The sequence below is a fragment of the Actinomadura monticuli genome (genome assembly GCF_041463655.1).
GTDB classification, from domain to species: Bacteria; Actinomycetota; Actinomycetes; order Streptosporangiales; family Streptosporangiaceae; genus Spirillospora; species Spirillospora monticuli.
Window position 1 is genome coordinate 581,276 of record NZ_JAXCEI010000001.1, and the last position, 15,863, is coordinate 597,138.

Consider the following 15,863-nt stretch of genomic DNA (forward strand, 5'->3'; position numbering starts at 1 on the left):
GCCGGGCGGCGCTACTCGGCGTAGGGCTGGTCCTCGCCCTTGTCGCTGTATCCGAGGCTCCAGATATAGCCCTCGGGGTCGGCGAAGGTGCCGCCGTACCCTCCCCACTGGAGGGGCCCGGCGGGCTTGAGGATCGTGGCGCCGGCCTTCTCGGCCTCCGCCATGACCTCGTCCACCCGCGCCTCGCTGCGGACGACGTAGGTGAGGACCACCCCGCTGAAGCCGCTGCCGTCCGGGGCGGTGCCGACCTGCTCGGCCAGCCCCTCGCGGCCGTAGAAGCCGACGGGCGAGGCGCCGTCGGAGGCGAAGAACACCGAGACGCCCCAGTCGTTCTCGATCGTCCAGCCGAGCCCCTCGGTGTAGAACCGCTTGGCCCGGTCCATGTCCCGGACGCCGAGAAGGATGGAGCTCACGTGAGCCTTCATGGTTGTCTCCCAGGTGGTCGGTGGTCCGCCGGATGGGCGGGACGACATCCGCGACCGGATGTCACATCGACGCGTTCGCGCCGGTCACTTCGTATGACAGGGACTTTCACGGGAGTGTGACGGATGGCCGAGCAGGACTGGCTGAGCGCGCGGTTCGCCGAGCACCAGAAGCACTTGCAGGCGGTGGCGTACCGGATGCTGGGCTCGCGGAGCGAGGCCGAGGACGCGGTGCAGGAGGCGTGGGCCCGGGTCAGCCGCGCCGACACCGGTCAGGTGGAGAATCCCGGCGGGTGGCTGACGACCGTCGTCGCGCGGGTGTGCCTGAACATGATGGAGGCGCGCCGCATCCGGCCCGAGGACGCCGCCGGAGCGCTGCCGCCCGAACCGGCGGCGCCCCAGGCGAGCCCGTCTCCGGCGGGTCGGGCCGGGCCCGAGGACGAGGCGCTGCTCGCCGACTCGGTGGGCATCGCGCTGACGGTGGTGCTGGACACGCTCACGCCCGCCGAACGGCTCGCGTTCGTCCTGCACGACGTCTTCGCGGTGCCGTTCGGGGAGATCGGCGGCATCATCGACCGGTCGCCCGCGGCGGCCCGGCAGCTCGCCAGCCGGGCCCGGCGCCGCGTCCAGGGCGCCGCCGAGGCGTCCGACGCCGCGCGCTCGGCGAAACGGGAGATCGTCGCGGCGTTCCTCGCGGCGGCGCGCGACGGCGACTTCGACGCGCTGCTCGACCTCCTCGATCCGGACGCGGTGGCCGTGGGGCAGGTCCGCGGCGCCGAGGCCGTGGCGTCCTTCTTCGCGGGCAGGGCGCGGGCCGCCCACCTCGCCCTCGTCGACGGCGAGCCCGCGGCCGTCTGGTCCCACCGCGGCGTGCGCAGGGCGGTCATCACCTTCACGGTCGACGACGGCCTGATCACCCGCATCGCCACCGAGACCGACCCCGACCGGCTCCGCGCCCTCGACGTCATCTTCCTGCCCGCGAGCACGCGGGGCACCTGACCGGCCGTCGGGTATGCGCGACCGGTTCGCGCCGTAAAGGGTTGGACGGGCGGGGCCCGGACTTGTAGCTTGCCGGTGACCGTGGCACCGGCCGAGGAGGTGAGACCCATGAACGCTGTAGCGATGTGGGTGCTCCCCCTCCCCGTCACGGCCGGCGACTGACGCAGGTGTCGCCGGGAGCGCCTCGACAACAAGGCACTCCCGAAAGGCAGCACCATGCGTTCACTCTTCACCGCCGAGTCGTCGCCGGACTCCGGCACCGGCACCGCACCCCGCACGCACGACGTGATCATCGCCGGGTGCGGGCCCACCGGCGCGGTGCTGGCCGCCGAGCTGCGGCTGCACGATGTGCGGGTCCTCGTTCTGGAGAAGGAGACCGAGCCCGCGTCGTTCGTCCGCATCGTCGGCCTGCACATTCGCAGTCTCGAACTGATGGCGATGCGCGGGCTGCTGGAGCGCCTGCTCGAACACGGGCGGCGGCGTCCGGCCGCCGGGTTCTTCGCCGCCATTCCCAAGCCCGCGCCGAAAGACCTGGACACCGCGCACGCCTACCTGCTGGGCATCCCGCAGCCGGTCGTCGTCCGCCTGCTCGAAGAACATGCGATCGAACTGGGTGCGCGGGTCCGGCACGGCACCGCCGTGGCCGCCTTCGAGCAGGACGACGAGGGCGTGACCGTCGAACTGGCCGACGGGGAACGGCTGCGGTCGCGCTATCTCGTCGGCTGCGACGGCGCGCGCAGCACGGTCCGCAGGAAGCTCGGTGTCCCCTTCCCCGGCGAGCCCTCGCGGACCGAGACGCTGATGGGCGAGATGAAGGCGGCCGCGCCGCCGGAGGAGATCGCCGCGAAAGTCGCCGAACTCCGCGAGGTCTACCAGCAGTTCTGGCTCCGGCCGTTCGGCGAAGGGGTCTACAGCGTCGTCGTCCCGGCGGCCGGAGCCGGGGATCGCGCGGAACCGCCCACTCTCGACGATTTCAAGGAGCGGTTGCGCGCCATCGCCGGAACCGATTTCGGCGTGCACTCCCCGCGCTGGCTGTCCCGTTTCGGCGATGCCACCCGGCTGGCCGAGCGTTACCGGGTCGGTCGCGTCCTGCTGGCGGGCGATGCGGCGCACATCCATCCGCCCACCGGCGGGCAGGGCCTCAACCTGGGCGTGCAGGACGCGTTCAACCTCGGCTGGAAACTGGCCGCGCAGATCCGCGGCTGGGCGCCGGCTTCGCTCCTGGACACCTACCAGGCCGAACGCCATCCGGTCGCCGCGGACGTGCTGGACAACACCCGCGCCCAGATGGGACTGCACTCCGCCGACCCGGGCGCGCGGGCCGTGCGGAGGCTGCTCACCGAGCTGATGGACATCGACGAGGTGAACCGCCGCCTCATCGAGAAGATCACCGCGATCGGCGTCCGCTACGACTTCGGCGAGGGACCCGACCTGCTCGGCCGCCGCCTGCGCGACATCGACGTGAAACAGGGCCGCCTCTACGACCTGCTGCGTCGTGGCCGCGGCCTGGTGCTCGACCGCACCGGACGCCTCTCCGCCGGCGGCTGGACGGACCGGGTCGACCACCTCGCGGATCCCACCGCGGCGCTGGACGTCCCGTGCGTCCTGCTGCGCCCCGACGGCCACATCGCCTGGGTCGGCGACGACCAGCAGGAGCTGGACGACCGGCTGTCCCGCTGGTTCGGCCCCCGCCAGGACCCGCCGCGTTAGCGACCGGTGAAGTCGGCGGGACGGCGTTCCAGGAAGGCGGCGACGCCCTCCGCGTGGTCTTCGGAGGCGGAGAACTCGGCCAGCATGGCGTAGGTCATGGCGCCGCGCTTGTCCGGACGGTCGATGGTCAGCGTCGCGACGCCGTCGCTCGTCTCGTAGCGGATCTCGCGCATCGTGCTCCCTCTTGGCTCCGCGGGACGGCTGGTGTATTGCTAGTTGAACAAACGTTCAGGAGGATTTGTGGACTTCGCCCTGCCCGACGAGCTGATCCGGCTGCTGGCCGACCTCGACGCCTTCATCGAACGCGAGATCCTGCCGCTGCACGCACAGGACGACAACGAGCGCTTCTTCGACCACCGCCGCGAGTACGCGCGCACCGACTTCGAGAACGGCGGGGTGCCGCGCCCCGAATGGGAGGAGCTGCTCGCCGAGATGTTCCGCCGGGCGGACGCGGCGGGCTGGCTGCGCTACGGGCTGCCCAAGGAGGCGGGCGGCTCCGGCGGGACGAACCTGGACATGGCGGTGATCCGCGAGCACCTCGCGCACCGGGGTCTCGGGCTGCACAACGACCTGCAGAACGAGTCGTCGATCGTGGGCAACTTCCCGTTCGTCCACATGATGCTGGAGTTCGGGACGCCGGAGCAGAAGCAGGAGTTCCTGGAGCCGATGCTGGCCCGGGAGAAGCGGATCGGGTTCGGCCTCACCGAGCCCGACCACGGCAGCGACGCGACCTGGATGGAGACCACCGCCGTCCGCGACGGCGGGGACTGGATCATCAACGGGGCCAAGCGCTTCAACTCCGGCATGCACTCCGCCACGCACGACGTGGTGTTCGCCCGGACGTCCGGCGAGCCCGGCGACGCGCGCGGCATCACCGCCTTCTTCGTGCCCACCGACGCGCCGGGCTTCTCGGTGGACTTCCACTGGTGGACGCTGAACATGCCCACCGACCACGCCGAGGTCACCATCCGGGACGTGCGCGTGCCCGATTCGGCGATCTTCGGCGCCGAGGGCGAGGGGCTGGCGGTCGCGCAGACGTTCGTCCACGAGAACCGCATCCGGCAGGCGGCGTCCGGCGTCGGCGCCGGGCAGTACTGCATCGACCGCAGCGTCGAGTACGCGCGCAAGCGTCTGACGTTCGGGCAGCCGCTGGCCACCCGGCAGGCGATCCAGTGGCCGCTGGTCGAACTGCAGACCGAGGCGGAGATGCTGCGCGGCCTCGTCCGGAAGACGGCCTGGGAGCTCGACCGGATCCCGCACTTCGAGATCAGCGACAAGGTCTCGATGTGCAACTACCGCGCCAACCGGTTCGTGTGCGAGGCGGCCGACCGGGCGATGCAGGTGCACGGCGGCCTCGGCTACACCCGGCACACCCCGTTCGAGCACATCTACCGCCACCACCGCCGCTACCGCATCACCGAGGGCGCGGAGGAGGTCCAGATGCGCAAGGTCGCCGGGTACCTGTTCGGGTTCGCGGGCCCGAACAAGGTGGAGCGCTGAGGGCGCCGCGCGCGGCGCAGGGCCCCGGCGAGGAGGGGATCCTGAAGGCCGCGATCACGGTGATGGCCGAGAAGGGCTACCACGGCACCTCGGTGCGCGACATCGCGATGCGGGCGGGGCTGAGCCCCGGCGCGCTCTACTACCACTTCGAGTCCAAGCAGGAGCTGCTCGCGACGATCATGGAGCGCGGCATCGAGGAGCTGCTGCGGCGGACCCGCGCGGCCCTCGCCGGGGCCGGGGACGACCCCGCCGCCCGGCTGCGGGCGATCGTCCGGACCCACGTGCTGTTCCATCTGGAGGACCAGCGGGGCACCATGCTCGGCACGAGCGAGCTGCGCGCCCTGGAGGAACCGGTGCGGGCCCGGCACCTGGACAAGCGGCACCGGCAGCAGCGGCTGTTCGACGACGTCGTGCTGCAGGGCGCCGAGCGCGGCGTGTTCGGCACGCCGATCCCGCTGGAGGCGTCCCGCGCGGTCGTCGTGATGTGCACCGGCGTGGCGGGCTGGTTCTCGCCGGAGGGCCCGCTCGGCCGCACCGAGGTGGCGCTGCGCTACGAACGCCTCGCGCTGGACATGGTCGGCGCCGTCCGGAGCTGACCCGGCCGGGCTGAGCCGCACCCCGAACCGGCACGCCACCAGGACTCCACGGAAAGGGACGTCATGGCAGGAGATGTCACTAGGTCAGTCGCGGACGGGGGACGGGCCGAGGCAGGCGCGGGCGATGCGCCGGGACTGGGCGAGGAGCCGTTCGACCGGGTGGTGCTCCGGGTCGGTGAGGCGGAGGCGGACGAGCTCGTCGGCGAGCGCGTGCAGGACGCGGATGCTCAGCTCGGGGTCGTCCTGATGGCCGGTGATCTTGTGCAGGTGGGAGCGGGTCACGGCGCGGGCCCGGGCCAGCCGCTGGTGCAGCTCGGGCGGTCCGCCCTCGGCGGGCAGCATGAGCATCCGCCAGGTGGCGGGGGCGGCGTCGACGGCCTCCAGGACGCCGGCCAGCCCGGCGGTGAAGGGGTCCTCGCCCGCCGGGACGGGTCGGGCGACGGCCTGCCGGAAGCCGGCGAAGGCATGCTCGACCTCCCGGTCGAGCAGCGCGATCAGGAGCCTGGGCAGCGAGTCGAACTGCTGGTAGAGGACGGTGCGGGTGACGCCGCACTCCGCGGCGACCCGGTCGAAGGTGACCGCGTGGTAGCCCTGCTCGACCACGATCCGGCGGGTGACGTCGAGGATCTGGGCACGCCGCCGCGGACCGCTCAGCCGCCTGCGTGTGGCCATGCGCCGGAGTCCCCCCCGCCCCTTGCCGGGCTAACTTACGATCTGTAAGTTAACGCCTCGTCCGGCGGTCGTCCAGCCCGGACGGAAGCGAGGGTCAGCGATGGGCACGACGTACCGGGTGATCGTCTGGGGGCCCGGAGAGGTCGGCGGCGCCTTCGCCAGGGCCGCCCACCGCAGGCCCGACATCGAGCTGGTCGGCGCGAAGGTGTTCAGCGAGCGCAAGGACGGCGCCGACCTCGGCGACCTGCTCGGGCTCGGCCCGATCGGGGTCGCGGCGACCACGTCGGCCGAGGAGGTCCTCGCCCTGGACGCCGACTGCGCGATCGTCACACCGCGGCCCGACGTGCTCGGGGCGAAGCTGGACGCCGACGTGATCGCCCTGCTGGAGTCCGGCAAGAACGTCATCTCCACCGCCGCCTACCACAACGCGGCGATGCCGAACTGGCTGACGGCGTCCCGCCCGCCGGTCTCCCGGCTGCTGGAGGCGTGCCGGACGGGCGGGACCACGCTGCACGGCACCGGCGTGCATCCGACGTTCATGGTCGAGCGCGTCGCGATGACGATGGCCCGGGGCGTCTCGGGCGTCTCGCACGTGCGGTGCGTGGAGGCGGTCGACTTCGCGGCCGCGGCGGGCTCGATGTGGGGCGGGCTCCGCCGGATCGGGTTCGGCTCCGACCCGGCGGACCTGGGCGCGGGCAAGCCGCTGGCGCTGTTCGGCGACCTGTACTACGGCGACCTGACCGGCAACGTCGCCCACCACCTGTTCGGCGCCTCGATGGACGAGGTCCGGGTCGTCCACGACCTGCGCGGCATTCCGGCCGCCGAGCGGTTCGAGACCCGGTCCGGCTTCGTCGTCGAACCCGGCCAGGCCGCGGCGCTCCACCTCACGCACAAGGGCTACCTGGGCGACCACTGCTTCTTCACCAACGAGGAGTGCTGGTACCTCGGGGCCGCCAACGCCTTCCGCGGCGACGATCTGCCCTACCCCGACCGCGAGGGCCACAGTCCGATCGACTACACCATCGAGATCACCGGCGACCCGTCGATCTTGCGGACCCGGCTCACCTTCGACCCCAACCCCGGCGCGTCCGGCACCGACCGCACCAACCCCGTCACCGCCGCCTCGGTCCGCGCGATCCTCGACGCGCTCCCGGCCGTGTGCGCCGCCGGACCCGGCGTCCTCATCGACGATCCGACCCCGCACTACGTCCACGACGACCGAGTCCGTCTGTGACCGCGTCCTCTGGAGCCGCCATGACGCCCGAAGCCCGAGCCTGGGCCGGCCTGGTCGACGCGCTGTCGGCCGCGGGACGGGACCTCGACGACGCCGCCCTGTCCGAGGACGAGCGCGCCGACGGCTACCGGGCGCTGCTGCGCGGCCTGCACCACCAGCTCGCCCGGTTCGAGGCCGACCGCGAACGGCCCGAACTCGTCCCGTTCAACGGCTGGCGGCAGAAGTTCTTCATGGACAACCCCGACACCCGCTACTGGGTCGCCGACGTGCGCGGCGACCGCCGGTACCGGGTCACGGGGCACCCGGGAGACGCCGTCTACACCTCGATCACCGCCTACACCGCCTCCGCGGGCGCGGCGGAGGCCGCGGCCCGCATCGACGGCGACGCGCTCCCCACCGACCCCTCCGGCGAGTTCTCCCTGCTCGTCGGCGGGGAACGGCCGGAGACGGGACCGTGGCTGCCGCTGCCGGACGGCAACGTCCAGCTGTGGGTCCGCCACTTCCACGACGACGTCGCCGCCGACCGGCACGGCTGGTGCGCCATCGAGCCGGTCACCCCGCCGCGGCCCCCGCCGGTGATCGAGGCGGCGCGGTTCCGGCACCGGCTGCAACGGCTCGCCACGACCGTCCAGATGATGCCGGCCGTGTTCGCGGCCGTCGGCGGCCAGGTGGAACCCAACACCGTGCACCACTGGGCGGAGATGGCCGGCGGCGCCGCCTTCACCGAGCCCGGCATCCACTACCAGCGCGGCGCCTGGCGGCTCGGCCCGGACGAGGCGCTCGTCATCGAGGGCGAGACCGTCCCCTGCCGCCACTGGAACGCCCTGCTCTACAGCAGGTACCTCAACTCCCTCGACTACCGGCACCGGACGGTGTCGCGGACCGGCGCCACCGCCGCGCTCCGCGACGGCCGCTACCGCCTCGTCCTGGCCGCCAGGCGACCGGACGTCCCGGGGATCGACTGGCTGGACACCGAGGGCCGCCCGTCCGGGCTGATCGTGCTGCGCTGGCTGCACGCCGAACAGCCGCCGCAGCCACCGCAGGTCCGCACCTGCCGGATCGACCAGTTGGAGAACGACTCGTGACGCTCTGGCGCCCGCCCCGACGCACCCGGCAGGCAGACGCGGTCTACTCCGCAGCCGAAGCCGACCGTGCCGCACGTCCCGACGCCTACGCCCTCGACGCCGACACCGTCGTCGAGACGGCGCTGCGCGGCGCCGACCCCGCGGAACTCGGCGACCCGGCGCACTGGCGCGAAGCCCTGGACCGCTATCTGGCCTCGGCGCGCGACGACGGCCGCCTCAACGCCGTCGGCGACCGGATGGTCCGGGGCACCTCCGTCGCCGGGCTGCGCGCCCGGCTGGCGATGAACCGCCTCCCCCGCGACGACCGGCCGCTCGACCAGGCGCCCATCGTCATCACCGGCGGATGGCGCACCGGAACGACCTTCCTGTACCGGCTGCTGGCGAGCGACCCCCGGCTGCGCGCCCCGCTCCCCGCCGAACTCGCCGTCCCCTGGAAGTTCGCGGGGGCCTCCCCGCAGCGGCGCGAGGAACTCCTCCAGGCCGGCTCGGCGGCCAACGACATGCTGGACCTGCTCAACCCGGACCTGGCGACCGTCCACGACCACGGCCCGCGCCTGCCCGAGGAATGCGTCGTCGCGATGAACCCCGGGTTCCGCAACTGGGGTTTCAGCGCCACCGTCCGCCTGGACGGCTACAGCCGATGGCTCGCCGGCCAGGATCTCACCCGCACCTACCTGGACTACCGGCACGTCCTCGCCACGCTCGACGCCGCCGACGGCCGTCGCTGGGTCCTCAAGGCGCCCGCCCATATCGCCGAGCTTCCGCGCCTCGCCGGCGCCTTCCCCGGCGCCACCGTGATCGTGCTGCACCGCGACATCGTCCAGACCGTGGCCTCGGGCGCCAGCCTCTTCGCCGTCTTCCGCTCCACCTACAGCGACCACGTCGATCCCGCCGACGTCGGACGTTTCCAGACCGAGCAGACCGAGCTGTGGCTCCGCCGCGCCCGCGCGTTCCGCGACTCCCCCGAGGCCGGCTCGGTCAACGTCCTCGACGTCGCCTACGACGACCTCGTCCGCGACACCCCCGCCGTCCTGCGGCGCATCTACGCCGCCGCGGGCCTGTCCCCCGGCGACCCGGCCGACCTCACCGACCGGTACCACGCCGCCCATCCCCGCACCGCCAAGGGCGCCCACCGCTACACCGCCGCCGCCTTCGCCCTCGACGAGGCGGACCTCCGTGCCCGCTTCGCCTTCTGAGGACGCCTGCCGCGCGACGCGGGCCTGCCGCCGGACGCATCGGTGGGCGCCAGGTCCCACGGCATGTCGCGTTCAGTAATCCCGACCTGCTGGGGAAGGAAACAGTGACGCCCGCGGCAGACCGGGGCTGGACGCGAGCGAGGTCGATCATGGTCGGCGACGGAGGGACGAGGTGAACGACACGGGCGGTCGCGGGATGGGGTGGCTGGCGCTGGAGGCGTTCGACCTGGCGCCGGTCGCGGTCGCGCTCACGATCGGGCCGGACCACCGCCTCGTGTACACCAACCAGGCATATCGGGCCTTCGTCGGGGACCGTCGGCTCGGCGAGCCGATCGGGGACGCGTTCGGCGAGTGGGTCAAGGAGGACTACGGGGACCTGTTCGACCGCGTGCTGGCCACCGGGGAGCCGGCCAGCATGGTCGAGGCGCCGGTGAAACTGGCCTCCGCCGGCACGGACGACGAGACGAGGTTCTTCTCCTTCAGCCTGTCGCGGTTCGTCCACGAACGGCCCGGAGTGCTGGTGACCGCCGTGGACGTCACCGAGCAGGTCGCCGCCGTCCGGCAGGCCGAGCGGGCCACGGAGGAGCAGAAGCGGTCGCGGCGCCGGTTCGAGAGCCTGGTGCGGGTGAACGCGCAGACCGTGTGGGTCGCCGACCCCGCCGGGCGGATCATCGAGCCCAGCGCCGGCTGGGAGCGGATGACCGGGCAGACCTGGGAGGAGTACCGCGGCGACGGCTGGCTGACGGCGCTGCACCCCGACGACCGCGGACCCGCGATCCGGGCGTGGGCCGATGCCCGGCGGCGCGCCCGCCCCCTCCAGCACGTGTACCGGGTGCGGAACCGGGACGGGGAGTACCGGCACGTCGAGGCGCGCAGCGCGCCGGTGCACGAGAGGGGCGTGGTGGCGGAGTGGATCGGCTCCTGCACCGACGTCGAGGAGGAGTACCGGCAGCGGCAGCGGCTCGACCTGCTCGGCCGCGCCGCCGCGGCCGCCGCCGAGCACACCGGGCTGCAGGAGGCGTTCGCCGCGCTCGCCGAGGTGCTGGTGCCCGCGCTCGCGGACGGCTGCGGCGTCCACCTGCTGCCCGATCTCGGCGACCGTCCCAAGCGCGCCCCGGTCATCGCGCAGCGCATCGTCACCGCCGCGCGCGACGGCCTGCGCCGGCAGCCGCCGGCGGGCGAGGAGCGGTTCGCCCCCGACAGCGGGTTCGCCCGCGCGCTGGAGGGTCGGCGCCCGGTGCACCGCACGTTCCCGCCGGGGCGTCCGCCGGCGGATCTGCTGCCCCGCAGCACCACCGACTGGCTGGTCGACGTCCGGGCCGGCAGCGTCGTGCTGCTGCCGGTGGTCGTCGACGGCACCGTGGCGGCGGCGGTCACCGCCGCCAGGCGCGGGGACCGCGCCCCGATGGGGCCGGACGACATCTCCCTCATGAGCCAGATCTTCGAGCACACCCACGACGCGCTGAGCAGCGCCGTCCGGTTCCACCGGACGCAGCGGGTGGCGCTGGCGCTGCAGTACAGCCTGCTCGCCGACCCGCCGGAGGTCGCCGGGCTGGAGGTGGCCGCCCGGTACCGGTCCAGCCCGACCGCGGCCGAGGTCGGCGGCGACTGGTACGACTCCTTCGTCCTGCCGGACGGCTCGGCCGTCCTGGCGATCGGGGACGTGGCGGGCCACGACCTGGCCGCCGCCGTCGGGATGAGCAGGCTGCGCAACATGCTGCGCGTCCTGACCGCCGACCGCGCCGACCCGCCCGGGGAGATCCTGCGCCGGCTGAACGTCGCGATGGCCACCGTGGCGCCCGAGGCGACGGCGACGTGCGTGCTGGGCCGCGTCGAGGAGCCCGAACCCGGCCGGCGGCGCTTCCACTACGCCGGGGCCGGGCACCCGCCACCGCTCCTGACCCGCGCCGACGGCGCCTGCCGCTTCCTGGAGGGCGGGGCCAACCCGCTGCTGGGCGCTCCCGTCGACCAGCCCTACGACACCGCGTCCTGCTCCCTTCCGCCCGGCTCCACCCTGCTGCTCTACACCGACGGCCTGGTCGAACACCCCGACGAGCACCTCGACGCCGGCCTGGCCCGGCTCCGCGAGCACGCCTCCGCGCTCGCACGCCGCCCCCTGGACGCCTTCTGCGACGGCCTCCTGGACGACCTGCCCACCTCCGGAACCGACGACATAGCCGTCATCGCCGCCCGCGTCACCCCCTAGCCACGACCATGTGGCTATTGGCTGGTTTGCCGGGAGCGGTGGTGAGTTATCTCCATTACGTGCTAAGTAACTCTCAGTTGAGTCGGCGATGAATCGCTCTCCGACCGCCCTCGGGGAGGGTTCCGCCGGCCTGCCGTGAGGGGAGTGGCCGTGAGCCGGGTCAGCCCGTGGGTGGGGGTCAGGGCGTTCGAGGAGAAGGACTGGGGGCGCTTCTTCGGACGTCAGGCCGCGACCCGCGAGGTGGCGGACCGGTGGCGCCGGGGACGGCTGACGATCGTGGCCGGGGACCCCGGGATCGGCACGACGTCCCTGCTGCGGGCCGGCGTCGTCCGGCGGCTGAAGGACGACGGGGCCCGCGTCCTGCCGATCGGCGACGTCGGGAAGCGGGGGCTGATCGGGCCCCCCGCGCCCGCCGCGGCGGTGCGCAACCCCTATGTCGCGGCCCTGCTGCTGTCCTGGCGGCGCGACGACGCGCCCGACGATCTCGGGCTGGTCGATTTCCTGCGCGGGGTCGAGCAGTACGGCCAGGGCGGTCCGCCCTCGCCCACGCTGGTCGCCGTCGACCATCTCCACCATGTGCTGCCCGAGGCCGGGCGCCGCGGCTTCCTGGAGGAGCTCGCGGAGGCGATGTCGGCGGTGCGGGACGTCCACCTGCTGATGTCGGTGCGGACCTCGGAGCTCGATGAGCTCGGTCCGCTGCGGGACGTCCTCGGGGACGCCGATCCCTTCGTGCTCGGACCCCTCGACCGGGACGGCGCGCTCGACGCCGTGGTGCTGCCGACCATCGGGTCCGCGGTGGACTTCGACGCCGGGGTGGCGGGACGGCTGGTCGACGGCCTGGGCGGTCCCGCGGTGGAGCCGCTGCTGCTCCAGGTCACGCTCCAGGCGATGTGGGACGAGCTGGCCCCCGAAGTGGCCGCGCTCTCCGCCGGGCACTTGCCGGAGCCGGAACTGGCCCTGGCGGCGTACTGCATCCCGGTACTGGACGGCATCACCGGCGAGCACGGGATGCAGACCTGCGAGGTCGGCACGTGGATGCGCCGCACCATGGTCGCCGAGGACGGGACGCCGCGCACCGTGGCGGAGGCGGCGGCGCGGCGGGACATGCCCGATTCGGTGCTGCGGGCGCTGGAGAACCACTACCTGATCCGGACCGGCCGCGCGGAGGTCGAGCTGCGTTTCCCGCTGGTCGCGGAGGCGCTGCGCCGCATCCCGGACGTCCGCGCGCCCGCGGGCGGGGCCGACCCGCACGACAGCCTGATCGCCGCGCGGCTGGCGCTGTCCGCGAACGACCTGCCCGTCGCGACCTGGCGCGCCCAGGCGGCGCTGCGGAGCGGCGGCCCGGACCGCCGGACCGTGGCCGAGGCGCGGTCGCTGCTGGGCGACATCGCGTTCCACCGGCGGCGGCTGGAGGACGCCGAGGAGCACTACCGGGTGGCCGCCGAGGAGTACGTGTACGTCGGCGACCTGCCGCAGGCCGGGCGGCTGCTCGCGGCGATCGGGTGCCTGCGGCTGGAGCAGGGCGACCATCAGGGGGCGATGGAGAAGCTGAGCAACGCCGCCTACCGGGCGCCCGCGGATCCGCTGGTGCAGATGGGGCTGGCCAGGGCGTTCTGGGTCACCGGCTCCACGCAGTCCGCGCTCACGGCCTTGGACAACGTGCTGAGTCAGAGCGGTCTGGGCAACGTCGAGGCGCGGCGGCTGCGCGGGGAGCTGCGCGCGGACCTCGGGCAGGCCCGGCACGCCTTGACGGACCTGGCGCACGTCGACCGGCACGCTCCGGCGGCGCAGCGCGCCGCGCGGCTGCTGGCGCTGGCCATGCACATGGGGGCGTCCGGCCATCTGCTGGAGGAACTGGACGAGATCATCGCCGCGGCGCCTCGCAGCGGTCCGGTGCTGCTCCGGGCGGCACGGGCCTGCGCGCTCTCGGGTGACGCCGCGCGCGCCGCCGACCTGGCCGTCCGGGCGCGGGCCGCGGAGGACCCTCCGCTGCCCGCGCACCAGCACGCCCTGGTCGAGCAGCTCATCGGTTCTTGACGGTGCGGCGGTCGCGGGCGTCACGGATCTCGCGGAGCGTGGTGAGCACCGCGATGTACACGGTGGCGAGCGCGGCCACCGCTCCGGCCAGGCCGGGACGCTGGCTGAGCACGTCCAGCCCGGTGGGGGCGGCGCCGGCCGCCGCTCCGCCCCCGGCTCCGGCCACGGCGGCGGCGAGCGTCCAGAGCGGTCCCGGACGGTCGCGGTGCCGCGCGGGTGCCGCCTCCGAAGCGCGCGCACGCTCGCCGCGGGCGCGCTCGGCACGGGCCCGCGGCACGGCGGCGCCGGCGGTCGCCGGCCGGGCGTCGGCCCGCTCGGCCCGACCGGGTCCGAGCCGTTCGGTTCCGGCCGGGGCCGGCTCGGCGGGACGCGCCGGGCCGGTGTCGGCCACGATGTCGCCCGCGATGTCGGCGGTGCGCTGGAACACGTCGGGTTCGGGACGCGTCACAGAAGTGGGACCGGTCGGCCGCTGGGATTCCGGCATTTGTCGCGCCATCTGTGTCTCCTGACATGGTGGGCGGGCTCGCTTCCACCCTTGATCTGGAGAAGGGGTGTCCTGCGCCGTCGAGCACACCGACCCCAGGTCACGCGCCTGCACGTCAGGACAGACGGCGGACGTCCGGTGTCCGGGTCTTGGATGGAGGCGGGATGGCGAGATGGGCCGAGCTCCGAGGGGACCACGTCGAACCCCGGGAACTGGCGCAGTTCCTGCGGAACGTCGTCGACGACTACCGGCTGTCGGTCCGCCAGCTCGAAGACCGCATGCCCTACTCGAGGTCCGTCATCTCCGAGCGGCTGTCCGGGAAGGCGCGTCCGGGATGGGAGTTCGTCGAAGCCCTGATCGACGCCTGCGCGCGGACGGACATGGAGGCCAGGGCCCTGCTGAAGGCCGACGCCCGGGAGAGGTGGAAGGCGGCCGACCCGACCCGGCTGACCCCGGTGGACGGGGAGGCCGCCGAGGTGCTCGGGCCCGTGGACCTGATCGTGGAACGCATCGTCGAGCGGCTCCAGGAGCCATCGGCCGGGGTGACGGGAACGGAGCCGCGGCCTCCCCGCCGTGGCGCCGGTCCCTTGGCACCGCGTCCCTTCGAGGGGCCGGTCCCCGAACGCAACCGGCACTTCACCGAGCGGGCCGGGATGCTGGAGCGCCTCACCGCGGGCTTCTCCGCGTGCCGTGTGCAGGTGCTGCACGGCCTGCTCGGCACCGGCAAGACCCAGCTCGCGGCGGAGTACGCGCGACGCCCCGCCTCCGGCTACGAGCTGGTGGTCTGGGTCCCGGCCGGCGAACCGTCCCACGCGAGCTCGTCGATGGCCGCGCTGGCCCCCCGGCTCGGGCTGGAGTTCACCGCGCCGCTCCCCATCATGGAGGCGGCGCGGGCGGTGCTCGCGGCGCTGCGGGACGGCGCGATCGGCGACCGCTGGCTGCTGGTCTTCGACAACGCGGGCCATGTCACCGACGACCTTCTCCGGCTCGTCCCGCGCGGCGGCGGCCACGTGCTCATCACCTCGCGGGACCCGGCGTGGGCGTCCGTCGGCGAGGTCGGCGGGGCCATCGAGGTCGGGAGCTTCAGCCGCGCCGAGAGCGTCGACTTCGTCGGACGGCGGGTGGGTCCGGGGCCGGACCGGCGGCGCCACGACCCCGCCGACGCGGACCGCCTCGCCGAGGCGCTGGGCGACCTGCCGCTCGGCCTGGAGCAGGCGGCTACGCTCCTCGACCGGTTCCCCCGCCTGAGCATCGCCGAGTGCCTGGCCTGGCTGTCGCGCGAGCCCGGCAGGGCGCTGGACCTGGCCGCCCCCACCGCCTACCCCGTGACCCTCAAGATCGCCTGGAGCCTGGCGGAGAACAAGCTCGGCACCCGCTCACCGGAGGCGCTCGCCCTGCTGCGGCACTGCGCGCGCTCCCCGCTCGACCCGGTCCCGCTCCGGACCTCGGGCCTGGACGGGCCGGACTCGCCGGACGCGCAGGACGGGCCCGGCGCGGACGCGGAGTTCACCGCCCTGCTGGCCGACCGGTTCGGCGCGGTGGAGGAGCTGCGGAGGTCCGGGCTCGCCCACGTCGCCGCCGACGGGATCCGCGTGCACCGGCTCGCCCGCGCGCTCGTGCTGGAGGAGCCGTCGGGTCCCGCGGCCGGCACGTGAACCGGCCGGCGGGACATGCCGCAAGCCTGCCCAAACCGGGGTTTCGGTCCTGCACCCCGAAAAGGCG

The 15,863-nt window shown here is 73.9% G+C and carries 14 protein-coding genes; 10 read left to right on the plus strand and 4 right to left on the minus strand.

The window, feature by feature from the left end:
• Positions 1–11 precede the first annotated feature (11 nt).
• Positions 12–413: a VOC family protein gene (locus SM611_RS02840; RefSeq protein ID WP_371947182.1), complete on the minus strand. Its 402-nt coding sequence runs from the start codon at positions 411–413 to the stop codon at positions 12–14.
• A 135-nt stretch (positions 414–548) separates the two neighbouring features.
• Here SM611_RS02840 and SM611_RS02845 point away from each other — a divergent pair, with 135 nt between their 5' ends.
• Both SM611_RS02845 and rox read left to right on the plus strand, forming a co-directional pair.
• Positions 549–1,421 (plus strand): sigma-70 family RNA polymerase sigma factor, encoded by an 873-nt coding sequence (locus SM611_RS02845; RefSeq protein ID WP_371947183.1) that lies wholly within the window; start codon positions 549–551, stop codon positions 1,419–1,421.
• 216 nt (positions 1,422–1,637) lie between these two features.
• On the plus strand, positions 1,638–3,131 hold the full coding sequence (gene rox, locus SM611_RS02850) for a rifampin monooxygenase (RefSeq protein ID WP_371947184.1): 1,494 nt from the start codon (positions 1,638–1,640) through the stop codon (positions 3,129–3,131).
• On the opposite strand, the gene SM611_RS02855 is transcribed toward rox, so the two are convergent.
• Positions 3,128–3,304, minus strand: a complete 177-nt coding sequence (locus tag SM611_RS02855) for a hypothetical protein (RefSeq protein WP_371947185.1) — start codon at positions 3,302–3,304, stop codon at positions 3,128–3,130. The genes rox and SM611_RS02855 overlap by 4 nt on opposite strands.
• Before the next feature lie 67 nt (positions 3,305–3,371).
• Here SM611_RS02855 and SM611_RS02860 point away from each other — a divergent pair, with 67 nt between their 5' ends.
• Both SM611_RS02860 and SM611_RS02865 read left to right on the plus strand, forming a co-directional pair.
• A complete protein-coding gene (locus SM611_RS02860; protein ID WP_371947186.1) occupies positions 3,372–4,631 on the plus strand; it encodes an acyl-CoA dehydrogenase family protein in 1,260 nt (419 codons plus the stop codon).
• A 41-nt stretch (positions 4,632–4,672) separates the two neighbouring features.
• A complete protein-coding gene (locus tag SM611_RS02865) occupies positions 4,673–5,227 on the plus strand; it encodes a TetR-type transcription factor C-terminal domain-containing protein (protein WP_371947409.1) in 555 nt (184 codons plus the stop codon).
• A gap of 84 nt (positions 5,228–5,311) precedes the next feature.
• On the opposite strand, the gene SM611_RS02870 is transcribed toward SM611_RS02865, so the two are convergent.
• Positions 5,312–5,899 carry a TetR/AcrR family transcriptional regulator gene (locus SM611_RS02870; RefSeq protein ID WP_371947187.1) on the minus strand — a complete coding sequence of 196 codons (588 nt, stop codon included), beginning with the start codon at positions 5,897–5,899 and terminating at the stop codon, positions 5,312–5,314.
• Positions 5,900–5,999: 100 nt separating this feature from the next.
• Here SM611_RS02870 and SM611_RS02875 point away from each other — a divergent pair, with 100 nt between their 5' ends.
• The 5 genes from SM611_RS02875 (at position 6,000) to SM611_RS02895 (ending at position 13,657) form a co-directional block, all read left to right on the plus strand.
• Positions 6,000–7,133, plus strand: a complete 1,134-nt coding sequence (locus SM611_RS02875) for a hypothetical protein (protein ID WP_371947188.1) — start codon at positions 6,000–6,002, stop codon at positions 7,131–7,133.
• A 20-nt stretch (positions 7,134–7,153) separates the two neighbouring features.
• Positions 7,154–8,218 carry a hypothetical protein gene (locus tag SM611_RS02880; RefSeq protein WP_371947189.1) on the plus strand — a complete coding sequence of 355 codons (1,065 nt, stop codon included), beginning with the start codon at positions 7,154–7,156 and terminating at the stop codon, positions 8,216–8,218.
• A complete protein-coding gene (locus tag SM611_RS02885) occupies positions 8,215–9,414 on the plus strand; it encodes a sulfotransferase family protein (protein ID WP_371947190.1) in 1,200 nt (399 codons plus the stop codon). The genes SM611_RS02880 and SM611_RS02885 overlap by 4 nt, the downstream gene beginning before the upstream one ends.
• A 172-nt stretch (positions 9,415–9,586) precedes the next feature.
• Positions 9,587–11,620 (plus strand): SpoIIE family protein phosphatase, encoded by a 2,034-nt coding sequence (locus SM611_RS02890; RefSeq protein ID WP_371947191.1) that lies wholly within the window; start codon positions 9,587–9,589, stop codon positions 11,618–11,620.
• Between the two features lie 150 nt (positions 11,621–11,770).
• Complete coding sequence (locus tag SM611_RS02895) at positions 11,771–13,657, plus strand: tetratricopeptide repeat protein (RefSeq protein WP_371947192.1); 1,887 nt, start codon at positions 11,771–11,773, stop codon at positions 13,655–13,657.
• On the opposite strand, the gene SM611_RS02900 is transcribed toward SM611_RS02895, so the two are convergent.
• Complete coding sequence (locus SM611_RS02900) at positions 13,644–14,153, minus strand: hypothetical protein (protein WP_371947193.1); 510 nt, start codon at positions 14,151–14,153, stop codon at positions 13,644–13,646. The two genes, SM611_RS02895 and SM611_RS02900, sit on opposite strands and share 14 nt — an antisense overlap.
• Before the next feature lie 152 nt (positions 14,154–14,305).
• On the opposite strand from SM611_RS02900, the gene SM611_RS02905 reads away from it, so the two are divergent.
• Positions 14,306–15,796, plus strand: coding sequence for a helix-turn-helix domain-containing protein (locus SM611_RS02905; RefSeq protein ID WP_371947194.1), 1,491 nt, complete (start codon positions 14,306–14,308; stop codon positions 15,794–15,796).
• Positions 15,797–15,863 lie beyond the last annotated feature (67 nt).

Coding starts and splice junctions, on each gene's coding strand:
- SM611_RS02880 (WP_371947189.1), top strand. CDS start 7,154: ATGACGCCCGAAGCCCGAGCCTGGGCCGGCCTGGTCGACGCGCTGTCG.
- SM611_RS02905 (WP_371947194.1), top strand. CDS start 14,306: ATGGCGAGATGGGCCGAGCTCCGAGGGGACCACGTCGAACCCCGGGAA.
- rox (WP_371947184.1), top strand. CDS start 1,638: ATGCGTTCACTCTTCACCGCCGAGTCGTCGCCGGACTCCGGCACCGGC.
- SM611_RS02900 (WP_371947193.1), bottom strand. CDS start 14,153: ATGGCGCGACAAATGCCGGAATCCCAGCGGCCGACCGGTCCCACTTCT.
- SM611_RS02875 (WP_371947188.1), top strand. CDS start 6,000: ATGGGCACGACGTACCGGGTGATCGTCTGGGGGCCCGGAGAGGTCGGC.
- SM611_RS02870 (WP_371947187.1), bottom strand. CDS start 5,899: ATGGCCACACGCAGGCGGCTGAGCGGTCCGCGGCGGCGTGCCCAGATC.
- SM611_RS02855 (WP_371947185.1), bottom strand. CDS start 3,304: ATGCGCGAGATCCGCTACGAGACGAGCGACGGCGTCGCGACGCTGACC.
- SM611_RS02845 (WP_371947183.1), top strand. CDS start 549: ATGGCCGAGCAGGACTGGCTGAGCGCGCGGTTCGCCGAGCACCAGAAG.